The organism is Ancylothrix sp. D3o (assembly GCF_025370775.1).
GTDB lineage: Bacteria > Cyanobacteriota > Cyanobacteriia > Cyanobacteriales > Oscillatoriaceae > Ancylothrix.
In genome coordinates this window covers 1-18,146 of record NZ_JAMXEX010000032.1, presented here as the reverse complement: position 1 = coordinate 18,146, position 18,146 = coordinate 1, and the positions used below count along the sequence as shown (strand labels likewise).

Annotated in this window: 18 protein-coding genes; 13 read left to right on the top strand and 5 right to left on the bottom strand. The window is 40.6% G+C overall.

The genetic code is table 11. From position 1 onward, the window contains the following. Window positions 1–104 precede the first annotated feature (104 nt). Genes NG798_RS24450 through NG798_RS24440 form a run of 3 tightly spaced genes read left to right on the top strand, consistent with a single transcriptional unit; the run spans window position 105 to window position 967 of the window. A complete protein-coding gene (locus tag NG798_RS24450) occupies window positions 105–278 on the top strand; it encodes a hypothetical protein (protein WP_261226332.1) in 174 nt (57 codons plus the stop codon). Between the two features lie 32 nt (window positions 279–310). Then, window positions 311–658, top strand: a complete 348-nt coding sequence (locus tag NG798_RS24445) for a hypothetical protein (protein ID WP_261226331.1) — start codon at window positions 311–313, stop codon at window positions 656–658. 9 nt (window positions 659–667) lie between these two features. Beyond that, complete coding sequence (locus tag NG798_RS24440; protein WP_261226330.1) at window positions 668–967, top strand: hypothetical protein; 300 nt, start codon at window positions 668–670, stop codon at window positions 965–967. 605 nt (window positions 968–1,572) lie between these two features. Here NG798_RS24440 and NG798_RS24435 read toward each other — a convergent pair. Genes NG798_RS24435 through NG798_RS24425 form a run of 3 tightly spaced genes read right to left on the bottom strand, consistent with a single transcriptional unit; the run spans window position 1,573 to window position 4,886 of the window. Beyond that, on the bottom strand, window positions 1,573–3,075 hold the full coding sequence (locus NG798_RS24435; RefSeq protein WP_261226329.1) for a P-loop ATPase, Sll1717 family: 1,503 nt from the start codon (window positions 3,073–3,075) through the stop codon (window positions 1,573–1,575). An 11-nt stretch (window positions 3,076–3,086) separates the two neighbouring features. Further along, a complete protein-coding gene (locus tag NG798_RS24430) occupies window positions 3,087–4,451 on the bottom strand; it encodes a KGGVGR-motif variant AAA ATPase (RefSeq protein WP_261226328.1) in 1,365 nt (454 codons plus the stop codon). Window positions 4,452–4,454: 3 nt separating this feature from the next. Next, on the bottom strand, window positions 4,455–4,886 hold the full coding sequence (locus NG798_RS24425) for a HEPN domain-containing protein (protein ID WP_261226327.1): 432 nt from the start codon (window positions 4,884–4,886) through the stop codon (window positions 4,455–4,457). A gap of 367 nt (window positions 4,887–5,253) precedes the next feature. Here NG798_RS24425 and NG798_RS24420 point away from each other — a divergent pair, with 367 nt between their 5' ends. From NG798_RS24420 to NG798_RS24380, 9 genes are all read left to right on the top strand, one after another. After that, window positions 5,254–5,475, top strand: a complete 222-nt coding sequence (locus NG798_RS24420) for a hypothetical protein (RefSeq protein WP_261226326.1) — start codon at window positions 5,254–5,256, stop codon at window positions 5,473–5,475. A 300-nt stretch (window positions 5,476–5,775) separates the two neighbouring features. Then, window positions 5,776–7,404: a class I SAM-dependent DNA methyltransferase gene (locus NG798_RS24415; RefSeq protein ID WP_261226325.1), complete on the top strand. Its 1,629-nt coding sequence runs from the start codon at window positions 5,776–5,778 to the stop codon at window positions 7,402–7,404. 15 nt (window positions 7,405–7,419) lie between these two features. Further along, window positions 7,420–7,638 (top strand): hypothetical protein, encoded by a 219-nt coding sequence (locus tag NG798_RS24410; RefSeq protein ID WP_261226324.1) that lies wholly within the window; start codon window positions 7,420–7,422, stop codon window positions 7,636–7,638. Next, complete coding sequence (locus tag NG798_RS24405) at window positions 7,635–7,916, top strand: type II toxin-antitoxin system mRNA interferase toxin, RelE/StbE family (protein WP_261226323.1); 282 nt, start codon at window positions 7,635–7,637, stop codon at window positions 7,914–7,916. The genes NG798_RS24410 and NG798_RS24405 overlap by 4 nt, the downstream gene beginning before the upstream one ends. A 108-nt stretch (window positions 7,917–8,024) precedes the next feature. After that, the gene (locus NG798_RS24400; protein ID WP_261226322.1) at window positions 8,025–9,320 is read left to right on the top strand and encodes a restriction endonuclease subunit S; all 1,296 of its coding nucleotides are present in this window, start codon (window positions 8,025–8,027) and stop codon (window positions 9,318–9,320) included. Then, a complete protein-coding gene (locus tag NG798_RS24395) occupies window positions 9,317–9,517 on the top strand; it encodes a DUF4926 domain-containing protein (protein WP_261226321.1) in 201 nt (66 codons plus the stop codon). The genes NG798_RS24400 and NG798_RS24395 overlap by 4 nt, the downstream gene beginning before the upstream one ends. Before the next feature lie 73 nt (window positions 9,518–9,590). Continuing rightward, window positions 9,591–12,728: a type I restriction endonuclease subunit R gene (locus tag NG798_RS24390; RefSeq protein ID WP_261226320.1), complete on the top strand. Its 3,138-nt coding sequence runs from the start codon at window positions 9,591–9,593 to the stop codon at window positions 12,726–12,728. Window positions 12,729–12,829: 101 nt separating this feature from the next. Next, window positions 12,830–13,354 carry a hypothetical protein gene (locus NG798_RS24385; RefSeq protein WP_261226319.1) on the top strand — a complete coding sequence of 175 codons (525 nt, stop codon included), beginning with the start codon at window positions 12,830–12,832 and terminating at the stop codon, window positions 13,352–13,354. Between the two features lie 340 nt (window positions 13,355–13,694). Then, complete coding sequence (locus tag NG798_RS24380; protein WP_261226318.1) at window positions 13,695–14,309, top strand: GNAT family N-acetyltransferase; 615 nt, start codon at window positions 13,695–13,697, stop codon at window positions 14,307–14,309. Between the two features lie 104 nt (window positions 14,310–14,413). Here NG798_RS24380 and NG798_RS24375 read toward each other — a convergent pair whose 3' ends face one another. Further along, window positions 14,414–15,175 (bottom strand): hypothetical protein, encoded by a 762-nt coding sequence (locus tag NG798_RS24375; protein ID WP_261226317.1) that lies wholly within the window; start codon window positions 15,173–15,175, stop codon window positions 14,414–14,416. Window positions 15,176–15,221: 46 nt separating this feature from the next. Next, on the bottom strand, window positions 15,222–15,992 hold the full coding sequence (locus NG798_RS24370; RefSeq protein ID WP_261226316.1) for a hypothetical protein: 771 nt from the start codon (window positions 15,990–15,992) through the stop codon (window positions 15,222–15,224). A 328-nt stretch (window positions 15,993–16,320) separates the two neighbouring features. Between NG798_RS24370 and NG798_RS24365 the strand changes: the two genes are divergently transcribed. Further along, on the top strand, window positions 16,321–18,146 hold a 1,826-nt coding region (locus NG798_RS24365; protein ID WP_261226315.1), incomplete at its 3' end, for a hypothetical protein.

Genomic DNA, 18,146 nt, shown 5'->3' with positions numbered 1-18,146 from the left:
ATCGCATCACTGGCCCTGTTAAGTTGATGAAATTAGGCCACTTAAGAATCAACTTAAAACCGATTTGATTCATTGGTATGTGGACGTCATAGAGTTCTTGGATCTTGAAACACTACATTGACACACCGATTTCTGCGGTGGCGCCCTTGGATGTTCAGGGGCCGGTGAATCTGGCAGTGCTGGTGGATATAAGAAAGCCGGTGGAATGTTTGGGGGCTAGTGAATCTAGGCAAGCTCTTGAACGTAAAGAGGCCGGTGTCATGCTTGGAAATGCTTAAACTTACGGCTGTTCCAGGCCGGCATAGATAAAATGGACATCACCGGCCTCTTTACCACCACCGGCGTTTTCGCCACCACCGTCTCCACCAACTTCACCGGCCTCACCGACCTCACCGACCTCACTGCCATCACCAGCCTCTTTTGGTTCGCCGATACCACCGACACCACTGGCATCACCAGCCTCCTAGGGTTCCTAGCGACCACCGTCTCCACCAGCGCCAGCAACACCACGCTTGCTCACCGGCTCCCTGCCACCATCGGCCTCCCCGCTACCATCAACTTCCCCGACACCTTGAACCTCACCGGCATCCTTGAATTTAATAAGGCCGGTGAACCTGCTAGCGGTAAGGGATGTCGAGGGGCCGGTGGATCTCGTTAAAAGCGGTGGATGTTTGGGAGCCGGTGGAATTCGCTTGTACCCGTAGATGTTGAGAGGCCGGTGAATCTGACTGAACCCGTAGATGTTGAGAGGCCGGTGAATCTGACTGAACCCTTGGATGTTGAGGGGCCGGTGAGCCTGCCTGTATGGGGGAATGTTGAGGGGCCGGTGGTTGTTCGGGGGCCAGTGGGACTCCAGGGACTGGTGGAGCTTGAGAACTCGGCTTTTGCGCTAAGGCTGGTGGACGTGAAAGAGCCGATGGTTGTTAGTAGTGATTTCAGTTCTGTCTCTGAATCGATATTGCCATGATGGAAAAACTGCTGCTGACGGCAGTCAGAAATCCGTTAATGACAAAAGGATTGTACATTGAGTAGCTCTATGTGCGTTTCAGCACAAGCACGGTTTCGGAAGAGAGGGGTGGAACGGTAACATCTCCCTCGGCTCTACCCTCTCTGCTTTACCCCAATATTTAATTACCTGGCATTGGGGACGTTGCTGTTGCTGCTGCACGCTCAAGCAGAACAGTTTAGAACAGGCCGGTTTATGGAGTCTATAATCTCCGCTTCGATAGTTGTGCCAGTCATTCGTACCCGCCAATCTATTTTCAATAGTAAGCCCAGAAAATACTTGTTAATGGCAAAGTTAGCGACCGTTCGAGTGACACTAATCATTCCCTGGACACCTTTGAGAACCTCCTCAGATTTCAACCGTTGCCGTTGAGTTCTACGCTGGTTATGGGGGCGATTGTCATGCTTTATGTTACTGTTGTCGAGAATGTGGAACGAGTGTTTTATAGCCGTCTAAAGTTTTAGTCGTCAAGGGGTAGAACTTATGATTTTAGACACCAGAAAACTGTGATAGAAATGTTCTAGTCAATATTTTAAATGTACTTTGACCTGATTTTTATTTTTATGCTATTTGGGACGTTTTACCCCTCCTTTCCGTTTAACCTTAAATCCATATAAATAAATTTCAGGCATATTAATTTTTCCATCAGAACGACTTTCTACAATTCCAAGTTGAAGTAAATATTGCAAAATTCCTTCAGGGTTAGTTACAGGTGGTTGTTTTTCAGGACTCCATCTGGTGGACTTTACCGCCTCTAAAAATATTTCCTGCTGCATGGGAGCTCTCAGATTTACTAAGCTCATCTTGAGAGATTCTAGCCAAGGATACTCTTCCTGTAATTCCCGAATTCTATCATCTGAAGTATTCATTAAAGCCCCCTGCAAGTCAGAGGGTTGCAAAAGTAATGTGTTTTGTTCAAAAAAAGATAGCTGTTCTATTCGACTTTGTGCAGCTAAGGCAAATAACTTGAGAAAAGAACGTGGCGCAATTCGACCACCAGCATCCTGAAGGTGATTGGGAATCCAGCGATAGGTGTTTCCTTTTTTAGCATTAGCACCCATATACTTACCAATCATCATTTCGATTAGTTCTTCAAACAATTTTTCATTTGATGTTGCAGTCCAACCCAAGCCAGTTTTGTTTTCAATAATCAACCGGGGGATTTTTTGCAAATATTCTGTCATTTCATTACCAGAGTTCGCAAGTCGTTTTACCAAAAGTTGGTAAAGCCATGAATGTTTCCATTCCAATCGAGTTTGAAGAGCTTGCAGTTTGGAAGCATCAGGAAAACTCAAAAAATCCTCTCGAAATAGATCGGTACGCAAAAAGATTTTGGGTCGTATTCTGTCCCAACGTCGCCATCGATCGAGCCACAAAGCTAAAAGTTCACGAATTGGACTTGCTAAGGCAGTATAGGAAGCAACTAATCGATCTAACTCATCATAAGTGACAAATAACCAATTATCTGTTTCAATGAGTTTTTGATCTAATTTATCTAAGACAGAATTAAATTTTTCAAGATTTTGATTGACAATAGGTTGCCAAATTGATAAGCGAGATGAGTTATCTCTAAGAATGTTGGCTATTTCTGTGTCTATTTGTTCAATTTGTTCAATAAGTAAATCTTTGAACTTAAAATTCTCTTGCTGTAATAACCCGCCTAAAATTAAACCAATCCAGAAACTACGCCATTCAATATTTGTAGCACGCTCCATTTGCGTTTCAACACTCTCTGGTGTTGGAAATCGCTTTTCTGTTTTGCGAGTCCTTCCAAAACCAGTTATCCACGTCGTTTTGCTTAAGTCAGGCAAGGATCTAATTTTCAAACTTTCAACCAAAGATTCTCGTCCTGAAGGGATTGCGAGTAAACGGAATAATTCAGTTTTTCCTACTCCACGACCTCCTAGTATTAATAATGTATTTGGTTCTAAAGCAAGACGATAATCTGCTATAGGCAAAAAGTTTTTTAAGAATTTCTCCTGATTATCGCTTTCGTGTTCAGCAGTCCCCCGACCAGGGGCAATATCCATTATTAATTCGAGGAGCTTTTGTTTGTTAAATTCACTCATAGTTTTAATTGCTACACATTTCTTAATTCACGTCCAAAAAGTATACATAATTTTTCTGCAATATCCTGATAAGGAGAATCAGTCATTATCCTTACGAGGTCTGACAGTCTATCTGATTCTTCTGTAGTTGAGTTGGGACGAGAAAATAGAGCTATGTCTCCGCGTAGCCTCTCCTGATATGGCACGACGACAGGAAAAAATGGTTCTTCTCTATTGTTAGGATCAGGGACTGTTTCATCTTCCCAGTAATAGTTTTCTTGAAAAACACTGTAGGCTTGATCTCGAAATTTCGTTAGTTCTGTTTCTCGTCCTGATATTCCGCTCGCTGGAGCCATCGAATGTACAAGAATCAACGGCAAACGATCATCAACTTCAGGACTTGCTAAATGGCGAATAACATGGGTTAGTCCAGCCCAACTTTGGCGTGATTGAGTTCCAAAGATGACCGCTGCATGGGAGAGAGCGGTAATCGCCAAGCCACCAATATCGTGAAAACCAGCCCGCGCATCCATCAAAATAAAATCTAATGGTTGTGCTTCGTTGTTTAATTCCTTTAACATATCCACCATTGTACTTTGCAGTTCACCATCCACAAGGTTTTGAAAGTCCAATCGGGCTAATTTTTCCAAGTAATTGTCATCTATCGTCCCCGCCGGAAGTAACTGGATGATTCCGCCATGCTCTCCTAGCAAAGTCTGCTCATTAATTAGTTTCAGATGAGTACGCAGTTTCCAATTATTTTCTTGAATCTTCTTTTCCAATAAATAATCAATTACCCCTAGATTATCGGAGTCATTTGGTGAAAAAATTGTAGCCAAGCCTGGTGCTTCTAAATCGAGGTCAACAACGGCAACTCGATGACCGTTACGAGCTAAAGTCAATGCAGTAGCAACCAGGGTACTGGTTCGTCCTACACCTCCTTTGAAAGAGAAAAAAGATACGAGCGCAGGCTTATGCTTTTGATAGACTAAATCTTCTCGCCAAGGTGGTGTACCTATGTTCTGATCGGTCCATGCCTGTTTAGCAATGTGACGCTCCAGAATATACCAGCGAGGCAAAACTGATTCATCATCCCAAGATGCTACCACTCTTTCAGCTTTAATGGTATCAATTAAAACTTTATAACCGTCTTTTTCTACGGGCAACCAAATATCATTTCTATAGTAAAGTCCAAGTTGTGTAGATAAAAAGGTATTAAGAACAGTGATTTCTGATTCTTCAATGTTTTCTAATGGTTCCAAAAAAAGTATTATTTTTCCTTTAATATCACGAATAATTGTCACCGAATCAAGCTTAGGTACGAGTGAATTGATAATGCTTTGTTCCCTAAAGCATCCCCGCACTCGATCGAAAGTTTCACCAAAACTGATTGTCATTTTTTAAATATCTTGGCTAGAAATTGATCCATTTAGCACTAACTTGGTAATTATTTCTCGGTAAATTTCTTCTGCACGTTGAACGGCAGTTGTTGCGTCAGCTTCAGTCCAAATTCCAGATTTGGAATATCTTCTCTCTGGATGATTTTGAGCTAGAACAGTACCAGCTATTCGTGAAGCAGGAAGTTGCCTATCCAGAATAGGATAGAGAACCCGCAAGCGTTCCATTGCCCTTCCTTCAAGTTCAGTGAGGTCATGTCCATATTTTCTTACCGCGCCTCGATCGTGCTTAAAGTGTTGCTCGATAAGAACTTTAAAAGAGCATTCTACAACATAACCTGCTAGGTAAACGGCGTTGTCCCACCGTTGCTCTACCAAAAGAAGTTGGGCATCCTGTAAATGGCGACCTGCTGAGTTGGAAAAGGACTCTGGCATTTTTTAGTTGATCCAGAATAATTAAAAATAAAGTTATATAATATAGCGAAAAAGGTTAGAAATCAATCTCACGCAGCCCATTTCAATACTAAGCCAAGAAATTACTTGTTGATAGCAACGGTGGCGACTGTCGGAGGGGTATAGTCGAGAGGTAGAGTGGAGGGGAATCTTGCCATCCCGCCCCTCTCTTCCGGAACCGTCCGTGCGATTATTCACCGCCCTGTGCGGCAAATGCCTTGGCTGGTAACACGCTATGCCAAACAAATTGATCGGGCAGGCCGGGGATATTGGATGAGGGGATGATGCCGGTGTTGTGACAAGCAAGAATTCAGCCTGAGCTTACGATTTCTTAACAAAAGTTTAGGATATGCCCCCAGTAGATTTTGTGAGGCCGATGAATTTGTCAGAGCCGGTGGATCTGTTAGGGGCAGATGAACCTAGACAAGATAATGAACATAGACGAATCCGTGTGCCACTCGGAAATGCTTTATTTTATGGCGATTTCAGGTCGGCACAAACAAAATGGACATCACCGGCCCCCCGGCGGACACCGGCGCCACATCATATCCCACCGGCATCGAACTACTAAACATAGACAAACTACCGATTACCCCTGGTTTTCTCATCTGTTGAAAGACAAGACACACGCCACCGGCCTCTAATTCGTCATAAGCATACAAATTATCGCTATTTCGCTCTGAAACCCCAATTTTATAGACATTTTACTGGGAACCAAGCGTAAGAATACCCTAGAAAAAGGGTAAAATATTGCCTGAAGTGAAATAGGAAAATAACCGCCAACCTACTGAAACCCGTTCAAATTGGGCCAGATTATGCCTACGGTCTGGGTGGCGGCTCGAATTTCTAAGACAAACAAGTTAGGGCAATAATGGCGAAAAGTAGCACCGGCAAAACCAAGGAGAACAACGAAACCTTAGAGCAGAAGCTCTGGAAATCTGCCGATAAGCTGCGGAAAAATATGGATGCAGCCGAATACAAGCACGTTGTCCTAGGGCTAATTTTCCTCAAATATATCTCTGACTCGTTTGAACAATTACACCAGAAATTACTAAATGGCGATGAACAATATGCTGGAGCCGATCCCGAAGATAAAGACGAATACCTAGCAGAGAATGTTTTTTTCGTACCAGAGAAAGCCCGCTGGTCATATCTCCAAGCTCAAGCAAAACAGCCAGAAATCGGCAAATATGTTGATGAGGCGATGATTGCCATTGAACAGGAAAATCCTGGCTTAAGAGGCGTACTATCTAAAGTTTATGCTAAACAAAACTTAGATAAAACTTCCTTGGGCGGGTTAATTGATTTAATAGGGAGTTTTAAATTAGTCAGAGACAAGAAAAGCTCGGCTGAACAGTTAGAATTAGATTTAGAACAGAATGCTAAAAAACTTCAACAAGCGGATGTTCTAGGGCGCGTTTATGAATATTTTTTAGGCCAATTTGCCCTAGAGGAAGGCAAGAAAGGGGGACAATTCTACACCCCCGAACCGATTGTTAAATTATTAGTAGAAATGTTAGAACCTTACAACGGTCGAGTATTTGACCCCTGTTGTGGTTCGGGTGGGATGTTTGTACAAAGTGAAAAGTTTGTGGCAAACCACCAAGGCCGGTTAGATGATATTTCTATTTATGGGCAAGAAAGCAACGAAACTACCTATCGCCTATGTAAGATGAATTTAGCGATTAGGGGCATTGATTCATCTAATATCAAATGGAACAATGAGGGGTCATTTCTTAATGATGCTCACCCTAGTTTAAAAGCAGATTTTATTATTGCTAACCCCCCCTTTAATGATAGTGATTGGGGAGGCGAACATTTAAGGAATGATGGACGCTGGAAATATGGTGTCCCCCCAGTCGGTAATGCTAACTTTGCTTGGGTACAACATTTCCTTTATCATCTAGCCCCCACCGGCAGCGCAGGCTTTGTTTTATCCAATGGTTCTCTCTCTTCTAATACGGGAGGGGAGGGTGAGATTAGGCAGAAGCTAGTCGAAGATGACTTAGTAGATTGTATTGTCATGTTACCGACTCAGCTATTTTATAACACCGGCATTCCCGCTTGTTTATGGTTTCTGAGCCGGTATAAAAATGGTAATAAAAATCGTTCTCGCAAAGGCGAAGTATTATTTATTGATGCTTCTGAACTGGGAGAAATGATTAACCGTAGAAACCGGACATTTACGGATAGCGATATTGATAAAATTGCCAATACTTACCACGAATGGAAGAAGAAAAACGGTAATTACCACGATATTAAAGGGTTTTGTAAATCCGCCACTTTAGAAGATATTGAAAAGCATAAGTTTGTTCTGACTCCAGGGCGTTATGTGGGGATTCCTGATGAGGTGGAAGAGGAGATAACCTTTGAGGAGAAAATGGAGGTATTGACGGCTGAGTTATTCCAACAAATGCGGGAAGCTGAGATTTTAGATAAGGAAATTAGGTTACAATTAGCTAAGGTTGGTTTTAATCTTGAGGGTGAAATGTTTAATTAAGGTTAGGGAGGTTTGATGATGACTTTTCAAGAAATAATAGATTCTATTGAGGCTTTGACGGTTGAGGATCAGGAACGTTTATTTGAGTTAATCCGTAAGCGGAGAATAGAGAATCGCCGGTCTGAAATTGCAGCTAATGCTCAAGAGGTTTTTAAGGCTGTGGAGGCGGGAACAGCGATTAAAGGAAATTTTGAGGATTTGAAGTCGTATTTGTTGGCTGAGGATGAGGAATGATATTAACGACTGATGCGAGTTTTAAAAGAGCTTTTAAGCGATTGGTTAAAAAAAATCCCCAATTACAGGATAAGATATTAGCGGTCTTAGAGTTGTTGGGTAACGATCCTTTTCATCCGTCTTTAAAGTCTCATAAATTAACGGGACAACTAGAGGGGTTATGGTCTTGTTCGGTTAGTTACGATTGCCGAGTTATTTTTGCTTTTAAGAAGGAGATAGAAACGGATAACGATTTAATTGTCTTAATTGATATTGGTAGCCATGATGAGGTTTATTAGATATGAAGATAACAACTACTAGACGGCTGAGTTATTCCAACAAATACGGGAAGCTAACATTTTAGATAAAGAGATTAAGTTACAGTTGGCTAAGGTGGGTTTTGAGTTATGAGTGAATATAACTTCTTATCGTTAGAGCAAAGTGATATAGCTATTATTGATGGAGATAGAGGTAAAAACTACCCCTCCCCAGAAGATTTTGTAGAAAAAGGTTTTTGTCTATTTTTGAACACTAAAAATGTAAGAGAAAATGGTTTTGATTTTTCCAATGCTCAATTTATATCAAAAGAAAAAGATGATAACTTAAGAAAGGGTAAATTACAAAGAAATGATATTGTATTAACAACAAGAGGAACGCTTGGGAATATTGGTTTTTATAATCAAACTATTTCTTATAATCACATTAGAATTAATTCTGGTATGGTCATTTTGAGATGTGGTCAGAGCATAGATCCTAAATTTATTTATTTATTTCTAAAATCTAGTATATTCAAAAATCAAGTCCAATCTTTTCAGTCTGGCTCTGCACAACCTCAACTACCAATTAAAGACTTAAAATGTATATTGATTCCAGACTTAGTGTTATCAAAACAAAAACAAATAGCTGATATTTTATCCTGTCTCGATAATAAAATAGACAACCTCCACCGGCAAAACGAAACCCTAGAGAAAATCGCACAAACACTGTTTAAGCATTGGTTCATTGACTTTGAATTTCCCAACGATGACGGCAAACCTTATAAATCAGCCGGTGGGGCGATGGTTGCTTCTGAGTTGGGGGATATTCCTGCCGGTTGGCGTATTGGGAAGTTGGGAGAAGTAGCCAAAAATCATTCTCAAACTTATAATTTTAAAGATAAAGAAAAAATTATTTTTATAAATACTGGAGATGTTTTAAACGGCGATTTTTTACATGATGAATATGTTTCTATTAGCACCCTTCCAGGTCAAGCAAAAAAGAGAATTGCAAAAGGAGATATTTTATACAGTGAAATTAGACCCATTAACAAAAGGTTTGCTTATGTAAATTTTGATTCAACTGATTATGTCGTTTCAACAAAGTTTATGATAGTGAGAGCAAATCATTTAATATTACCCCGCCTTTTATATTTAATCTTAAAACGACAAGATACTATTCAAGAATTCCAGAAAATAGCAGAATCGCGCTCTGGAACTTTTCCACAAATTACTTTTGAATCTGTATCTAATTTGGATTTAATTATACCAAATATTGATGTTCAAAAACAATTAATGCCATTACTAACACTAATGTTAGAAAAACAAGAATTTAATACTAAACATATTAAAACCCTAACCCTAACCCGTGACACTTTATTACCTAAATTAATGAGTGGCCAGATTCGGGTTAAGCAAATAGAAAGCCTAATAGAGGAGGTAAAATGAAGTTCTTAGATGTTGTTGCTGTACTAGAAAACTTACCCGAACGAGGACTCTATCGAGGGCAAGTTGGCACAATTGTTGAGGAATACGAACCAGGCGTTTTTGAAATTGAATTTAGCGATGATACAGGAAAAGCTTACGCCATAGAAACCCTAAGCGAACATCAGTTAATGGTTTTACCAGTATCCTGTAGAACCTGAAGCCATAGCACTCTAACTGATTTATTAAAATGCCGGTGAAAGATAGAACAATTAAATTATTCTCCGAGTTATTATGAAATTTACCACAGAAGACGAAATCGAATTGTACAACCTAAAACTACTTGAAAGCCTCGGTTACAGTTATCGATGTGGTTATGATATCCAACCGGAAGGCCAACACCAAGAAAGGAAAAGTTTTAGTGATATTTTATTAAAAGATAGACTGCAAAACGCTATCACTAAACTTAACCCCGATATTCCCTTAGAAGCTAGGGAAGAAGCATTTCGACAAATTACAACCCTTAATACTCCTGACTTTCTCAATAATAACGAAACTTTCCATAAATACTTAACAGAAGGGATAGAGATTGATTTTCAATGGAATGGGGAAAGCAGAGGTGGTAAGGTTTGGTTAATTGATTTTAATTATCCTGAAAACAACGAATTCTTAGCCGTTAATCAATTTACTGTTATTGAAGATAACCACAACCGCCGACCGGATATTATTTTATTTATTAATGGTTTACCCCTAGTTGTCATTGAACTAAAAAATGCTTCGGACGATACAGCAGATTTAAAAGCTGCTTATAATCAACTGCAAACCTACAAACGAGAAATTCCTAGTTTATTTACCTATAATACTTTATTAATTATTTCGGATGGCTTAAAAGCCCGTGCAGGTTCACTATCTGCTGACTTTAACCGGTTTCAAGCTTGGAAAACTCCTGATATTGAAGATGACTTAAACCGCAACGAATTAGGGATTTTAACAAACGGTATTTTAAATAAACCCACCCTTCTCGACTTAATTCGTCATTTCACAGTATTTGAGAAAATCAAAAAGATAGACCCCCAAACAGAAGTTATTACCCTAGAGACCGTTAAGAAAATCGCAGCCTATCATCAATACTATGCTGTAAATAAAGCCGTTGAATCCGTTATAAAAGCATCATCGGAAACGGGAGATGGTAAGGGAGGTGTAGTTTGGCATACTCAAGGCAGCGGCAAATCCCTTTCAATGGTTTTCTTAACAGGTAAATTAGTATTAACTTTGAATAACCCGACGGTGGTTGTTTTAACGGATAGGAATGATTTAGATGATCAACTATTTGATACCTTTGCCGGATGTCGTCAACTATTACGGCAAGAACCCCAACAAGCAGATAATCGTTCCCAGTTGCGCGAACTATTGACTGTTGATGCTGGAGGAATTGTCTTTACCACTGTCCAGAAGTTTTCTCCAGAAAATGATGAAAATATTTATCCTGAAATTAGCCCTCGCACCAACATCATTGTCTTAGCAGATGAAGCCCACCGTAGTCAATATGGCTTCAAAGCTAGACAAGTTAACATTAAAGATGCAGAAGGTAAGGTCATCGGTAAACAAACGAAATATGGCTTTGCTAAGTATATTCGGGATGCTTTACCTCATGCAACATTTGTGGGGTTCACCGGCACCCCGGTAGAAGAAACTGATAAAAATACACCCGCAATTTTTGGTGATTATATTGATATTTACGACATTGCCCAAGCGGTGAAGGATGGGGCAACTGTTCCTATTTATTATGAAGGCCGGTTAGTCAAGGTAGACTTAGATGAGAACGGACGAAAACTCCTTGATGAACTTGACGAGGATCTGCAATATGAAGACCTCACCACCACCCAAAAAGCCAAAGCTAACCAAACCCAACTAGAAGCCATTGTCGGTTCTACGGAACGCTTAAGAACCATTGCTAAAGATATTGTTACCCACTTTGAACAACGGCAAACAGTGAACCGGGGCAAAGGAATGATTGTTACAATGAGTCGGCGTATTGCTGCGGATCTCTACGAGAAAATTATTGAACTCCGCCCCAACTGGCACAGCGATGACCTTGACACCGGCATTATAAAAGTAGTGATGACAGCAGCAGCATCTGATGAAGAAAAGCTCGTTAAACACCACACCAGCAAAAAAGACCGTCAAATTCTCGCCAAACGCTTGAAAGATCCTGACAATTCCCTGCAACTGGTGATTGTTTGTGATATGTGGTTAACGGGGTTTGATGCCCCCTGCTTGCATACAATGTACATAGATAAACCCCTGAAATCCCATAATTTGATGCAGGCGATTGCCCGAATTAACCGGGTTTATTTTGATAAAATGGGTGGGTTGATTGTTGATTATCTAGGCTTCGCCCAAGAACTTAAACAAGCCCTCTCCTTTTATTCTCAAAGCGGTGGTAGGGGTAATATTGTTGTTGACCAACAAGAAGCGGTTGGTGTTTTCCTTACCCAGTTAGAAATTGTTGAGCAGATTATGGCCGGTTGTCCTTACCAACATTATTTTACAGCTTCCACCGGCGACAAACTAAATCTGTTGAAAACTGCTACAAATTATATTGCTGACCCATCCCGTAAGACCCAATTTCAAGATGCGGTGGTTGCCCTTTCTAAAGCATTTTCTCTGGCAGTCCCCCATCCTGATGCTCTCAGAGAAGCAGAAAAACTATCTTTTTTCCAAGCCATCCAAGCCAGCCTCAAAAAGTTAGAAATCAGTGATGGGGGAGTGAGTAACATTGAAATTGAAACCGCAATTCGTCAAGTGGTGGATCAGGCGCTTGTTTCCAGTGCGGTGATTAATATTTTCGATGAGGCTGGAATTAAAAATCCTGACCTTTCCATTATTTCTGATGAATTTATGGAAGAAGTGCAGGGGATGGAGCATAAAAACTTAGCAGTTGAACTCCTCACCCGTTTATTGAAAGATGAGGTTAAAGCGAAAAGTCGCACGAATATTGTTCAAAGTCGCAAACTAGCAGAAATGTTAGAAGAAGCCCTACGACGTTATCAAAATCAAGTCATTAGTGTAACCGATATTATTGAGGAATTATTAGGAATTGCTAGGGATACGCAAGCTGCCAATAAACGAGGGGAAGAATTAAATTTAGAACCCTACGAATTAGCATTTTATGATGCACTTGCTCAAAATGAAAGTGCAAGGGACGTCATGGGGGTTGAACAATTGCGGGAACTAGCGATTGTTCTAGTCCAGAGAATTCGCCAGAATGCGACGATTGATTGGAACTTGAAGGAGAATGTGAGAGCCCGAATGAAAGTTATGGTTAAACGCTTACTGCGTGAGTATGGCTATCCCCCAGATATGCAGGCGTTGGCGACTGAGTTGGTTTTAGAGCAGGCAAAAGTTTTTACGGCATCTGTGGTTAGTTAAAACAATTTATGTTTTGCTTTCCAAGCATAAATTATTTCTAGTTGCCGATTTATAAAAGCTGATGCTACGATTTTATAACCCTCTATTTTAAATTTAATCAAATGGCTAACCTAATTTATAACGGCACAATAATACCTATAGAAAAAGACGGTAGAGTTAGCGTTACTAACCTTTATAAGGCGTATAAGGCTGCTGGTCGGCCTAAAAGTCTAGGACCTGGAAATTTTAAAAGCTCAAAAACTGGCGCAGCAAAAATTAAAGAATATGGAGCTAAGGGAACTTGGGTCTGGCAAAGCCGCACTGGTAAAGGAACTATAGCAATTGTTGATTTAGCCTGTGTTTACCTACAATACTTAGAAGATCCAATGGCTGCGGTGGCACTAAAACAAGTTTACGAAACGGGAGAAAGTAAGGAATATAATTCGCCCGAAATATCATTAGAACAAGGCTTTCCACCGAGTTCAAATATATCTTCTTCCTTTGAGTCTCAGCTACCCTGGGGATGGATTATTTTCATCTGTTTAATAATAATTGGAGTAGGACATACTTCCCAACAGCGATCTCCACAACAAACACCTTCTCAAACTTCACCTTATCCTTCTCCTTCATCTCCTTATTATCGTTAAACCCGATGAACTCAATACTTGTAATTAAGCTATTGTACTTATAATGCGATAGCCTAAACTCCAGTTTTTACCCTTGCCAATAAAATCTACACTTCTTAGGAATAAAAGAAACCAATTCTTCAATCCTTCAGGGGACAAGAAGTGTTCTCCTGAAACGACCGCTTTTGTCAATTCCATAAATGTTGCATCATAGATAATAGCCTTTTAGTTGTATAAAGTTAGTTTTGGTAAATTTTAGACTGTGATGGATTAGACAAAATTCTATAATTAGGACTAAACTTTTCTAAAGTAGTAAAATCGCCTTCATCATATTAAAAGATTATGTCTGATAGTAACTGCCATGAACCCAATTAATACGGTTAGTAAAATTTATCATCTCACCACCCCAGAAGAATTGTCTACCCTACTGGATTCTGAGTTAACAAAACTTTACTTTAAATGTTTTGCCGAACCACCATCAAACCAAGATAACAGTGTTGACAAGATAAAAGCCATGTTTTCCCGACATTACGAGTCAGGTGGATTGATACTGGTAGCAAATCAGGATAACAGAACTGTTGGATTCTGCGCTACTGTTCCCTTTCCTAAATCTTCCTTATTCTCTGCTGAAGCTGTCACCGCCACTAACCAAACAGTGATCAGTGATGATAATTTCTGCCGGCAGCATTTGAATATTGAGGCCGGTGCAGCTTGGTATTTGGCTGACATTGGTACAGATAGTGAATACCGAGGTCAAGGGATTGCTACTGAATTATTCAAAACCACGCTTTCACTATTGCCTGCCGGTACTCCCATCTTTCTGCGTGTTACTCAGGCTAAAACAAACGCAATTCGGCTTTATCAGTCTTGGGGATTTAAACTTTTAGGCTTGAGTCAATATCCTCTTTATAAAAAGTTAAGCGGTCAGATGGAGGTTGAATCGAAGTTTATTATGCTCTACGAAAATAAAAAATAGGGCTGTTGTTCATTGTCTGACTATCATTGCAAATAAACTACTTTTTGCCAAAAAAAAGAAGCTACTTTTATTACTAGCTTCTTCTAAGTAAAACAAAATTTTCTTTAGACCGGCACAGCACTTTTTACAATTTCAAATCGGCAAATTTGTCCTAAAAAGTTAACTTGTGCATAATCAACAGTGAAAAAATGGGGTTTACGGAACCAAAAACCGCTTTCCTCTTCTTTTTGCCAGCGATACCCCGTATTGGTGTGCTCCCGAACAGCTTTATCTTTATAAACTAAATCGGTTAGCTGCCGTAGAGGTTCTTCTTCCCATAAAGCAGAAATATTAGAAGCTAAAATTTCTCTAGGAGGTTTACAGTTAGCAGCCAGAGCAACACGATTTGCAAGTAGAACTTCTTGAGTCTTCTGGTCAATAATCCAGGTTGCATATTCGTTTTCCCCCAAAGCCAAAGCTGCGATTTCTCCATCGCAATCCTCTCGCTCTATAAATTCTGAAACCATTTCTAATGTTAGCTTTTGAGTGTCCATATTTTTGTCCTCTAACTGGTTATTGAAGTTAAAATTACTAAGGCTAAAACTCTCTAAAAAGGTAGAACAGTTTTCTTTGAAATGCTCATTTTCCGCACAGTCTGTTTCTATCATAGACGCTAAAATGGGAATATGAGGTTTTCCAACAGTGTTGTGGACTAAATAGACTAAATCTTTTCCAAATAGTCTAGCTAAAGCTGCTAAGTATGGCAAATAAGATTGATTAAGCTTCCAAGCTTCATCCCAACTTTTTACCCTAATTTGGAGAGCTTGCCCTTCTACTCCTAAACCTAAACACCCTGGAAACAAAACTGATTTATTTATCTGTTCCATCACCCGCCTCCCTTAATTATATATTAAAACATACTTACTAACAATTTTAGTGGCAGTCTTTAGATAAATATAGCCTGTTGTCAAATTCTCGTCTTCTTATTTCTTCTAACTTGTGAAGAGGAATTTCTAAAGCAGCAGCCAGCAAAGTTAATTCCTGATGAAGTGGTTCTGAACCAGCAGCAATACTTTGCAATCTAGCTAAAGGTAAATCAACTAAATCTGAAATTTGCTGCAAATTTTTGCCTTTCAACAAGTCTGCTATCCTAACTCCTGGGAGAGTCGGTGAGGCAAAGCCCTCTTCTGCATTCAATAAAAGCTGATTGCTAGACGTAACAAAATCTAAGCCATAGATTTTAATTTGAGCAATAATATGGTTTTTTAGCGAACTTAGAACTTTACCCAGAGAGTTCAAGGATAAGTAATCAAACAGGAAAATTATCGAATTTACGATATCCGCTTCTGAACTTAAATCTATAGAAGCTTGTTTGCCAGTCAAAGAAAATTCGGGTGGAATGCGTGGAAGCAAAGGAAACAACTCAGCACTATTAGGCTTACCTTCATTCAAAAACCCTTCTAACTGTTCAGGCGAACAGCCAATCGCGTTGGCTAATAGGGGGCGTCGGGATTTCCAAGGAAACTGCTCTTTTAGTTTCCAGCGCCGATAAGAAGCTTCACTCGTTACCATACCGAAACGATTAATATAAGCGACTACTGCCGCCTGCTTTTGAGCCACATCAACCACTTGGACTTGCTGCTCCAAGTGTTTTAGCAACTCAATCAAACGCTGCTGTTTATCGTCCTTTTCAGAAAATGTCACAGTTCTTGTCCACCCCCAAGTCGTTTACCTTCTACATTTTCAAATAAATTTCCCAAAAGCGCAAAGCAGTCGATATAGCTTTACAAAAATTAACTATTTAACATTCTAATGAATCTATGTGTAAAGCTTGAATCTCTTTGTCAGTAAAGCTTACGGACTTTTCTCTATTTTCTTGACAAGTTGGGGTTTAATCTGTATCGTCAAAGTAGAAAAGCGCAAGACATCATAACGTTTTGCATTTTTTTTCAAAAATCAAACCCCTGCCATACGGCAATCAATCGTTCCGGCAGGGGCCTTAACCCGGTACACAAAGTACCAACTTACTATTATGAACCAAACTATCACATTTCCCCAAGGTACTCCTAAAGCCCTTATCACAGAAGCTTTAGAGAGTTTACCGTTGTTGACGCAGCTTCTCTTAACCAACCTAAACGTCCTCGAACTGAATGTTATCGACACCCTACTGGATCTAAAGGAGAAGCTGGGTAATAAGCTGTTCAGCAAGTTTCTCCAGTCCCAATATCCCCTGACTGCCAAGGAAATCACTCAAAAGCTGGGGATGGCGGAACTCAAACAGAACCTTGAAAACGCCGGCCTCCTCAACCCCACAATACTAGATTTATTACTTCAGATTGGTACAGAAGGGTGTGCAGCATTAGCCAAGGGTTCTGCGGAATTAGCAGTCACACTTATCAATCAGGTTTTTAAGGTGGCCGGTGTGACAATCCCCACCCTGCGAGCATTGGTCAAACGGGAAAATAAAGGATTTAACCCCTTCCCCACCGCAGAAGAAATCGCCATCTACCAACCGGCCACCCTTGTTACCATCACGAAAAAGGGCAAGTTTAAAAACTGGGTTGCCGAGGTCATCAACACACCGGATATTTTTGGACGGGTTCAAGTCAGGCTGGTTAAGACTAACGCTAAAAAGACATTCTTCTGGTGGGAAATTGAGCTACACCAGTTAACCACACCAGATGTGGAAGAGGAAGTGCCACCGGCCTTCATACCCCCGATTATCAACCAGTTTGTCCTACAAGACAGAGACGGCAAATATGGCTGTCTTTCCGATAATGATATGGCGAACGTCAGAGAAGATGCGGAAACTTGTGCCAAACAGGAGGCCACAGAAGACACCGGCACCCTTTCCATCAAATGGAAACATCTGTTAGAAACGGTTGAACGGTATAATCTGGTGCCGGTTGAGAGTGTTTTGGAAATACAAACCAATGTTCCACCGGCCCCACCATCTCAGAAGCTATTAAAACAGATTGCATGGGCAAGGGACAGGGTGGCTGGCCTACAAAGACAGATTGATCAGTGTGCGGGTTTAGGATGGAAATCGGAAGAAAAGATGAAGCAGGAGCGGTTACACGCCCAACTGCATCTGGATAAAGCTCTGAAGGTTTTGTGTAGTGGACAGCCAATTGAGGAGCCGGTTGATGAACAGGCCAGCGAAATTATTGTCCAACTAGAAACCGAACGCGATAGTTTACTCAAAGAAATCGAGCAACTCAAGAGCCAACTCCAAACCGATTTGGATAACTCAGCGCCCTTGGATGCAATAGGGCCGGTGGATCATTTACAAGAACCGGCCAGCGAAATAATCACCAAACTGGAAACCGAACGCGATAGTTTACTTGAAGAAATTAACAACCTCAAGACTAAATTACAGACTGGTTCAACCGGCACCACACCAGCAAACAACCTGGATTACCAATTTGAGCCGGTGCTTAACGTCAACGATTTTAAAGTTGGGGATTGTATTCGGATTGGTGCTCCAAACCGGGACTTAAAGTTTGGTGATGTTGTCGTTGAAGTTACCGAGTTCGGAGAAATTAAAACTCAGTGGTTTGGAACACTCAACAACAAAGATTTGGAGCTTGGTTGGAAGTTCGATAAAGTCATTAATCCACTACAACATTTAACTACTCTGCCGTCTCCACAACCAATAAGTGAAGAATGGAAGCAACTCGACGGGCCACTCTATGAAATTGTCGAGATGGTTAACGCGAGGGGTGGTGATGTCAGGTTGGAGCCAGTGAAAGGTTGCAAGATATTTCAACACCCAACACCTTCAAATCAATGGTACGGATTTCTATCACCCCTCGGCCAGAAATTATCTAAACCTTCTATTGATGGTGAATGGGTGAA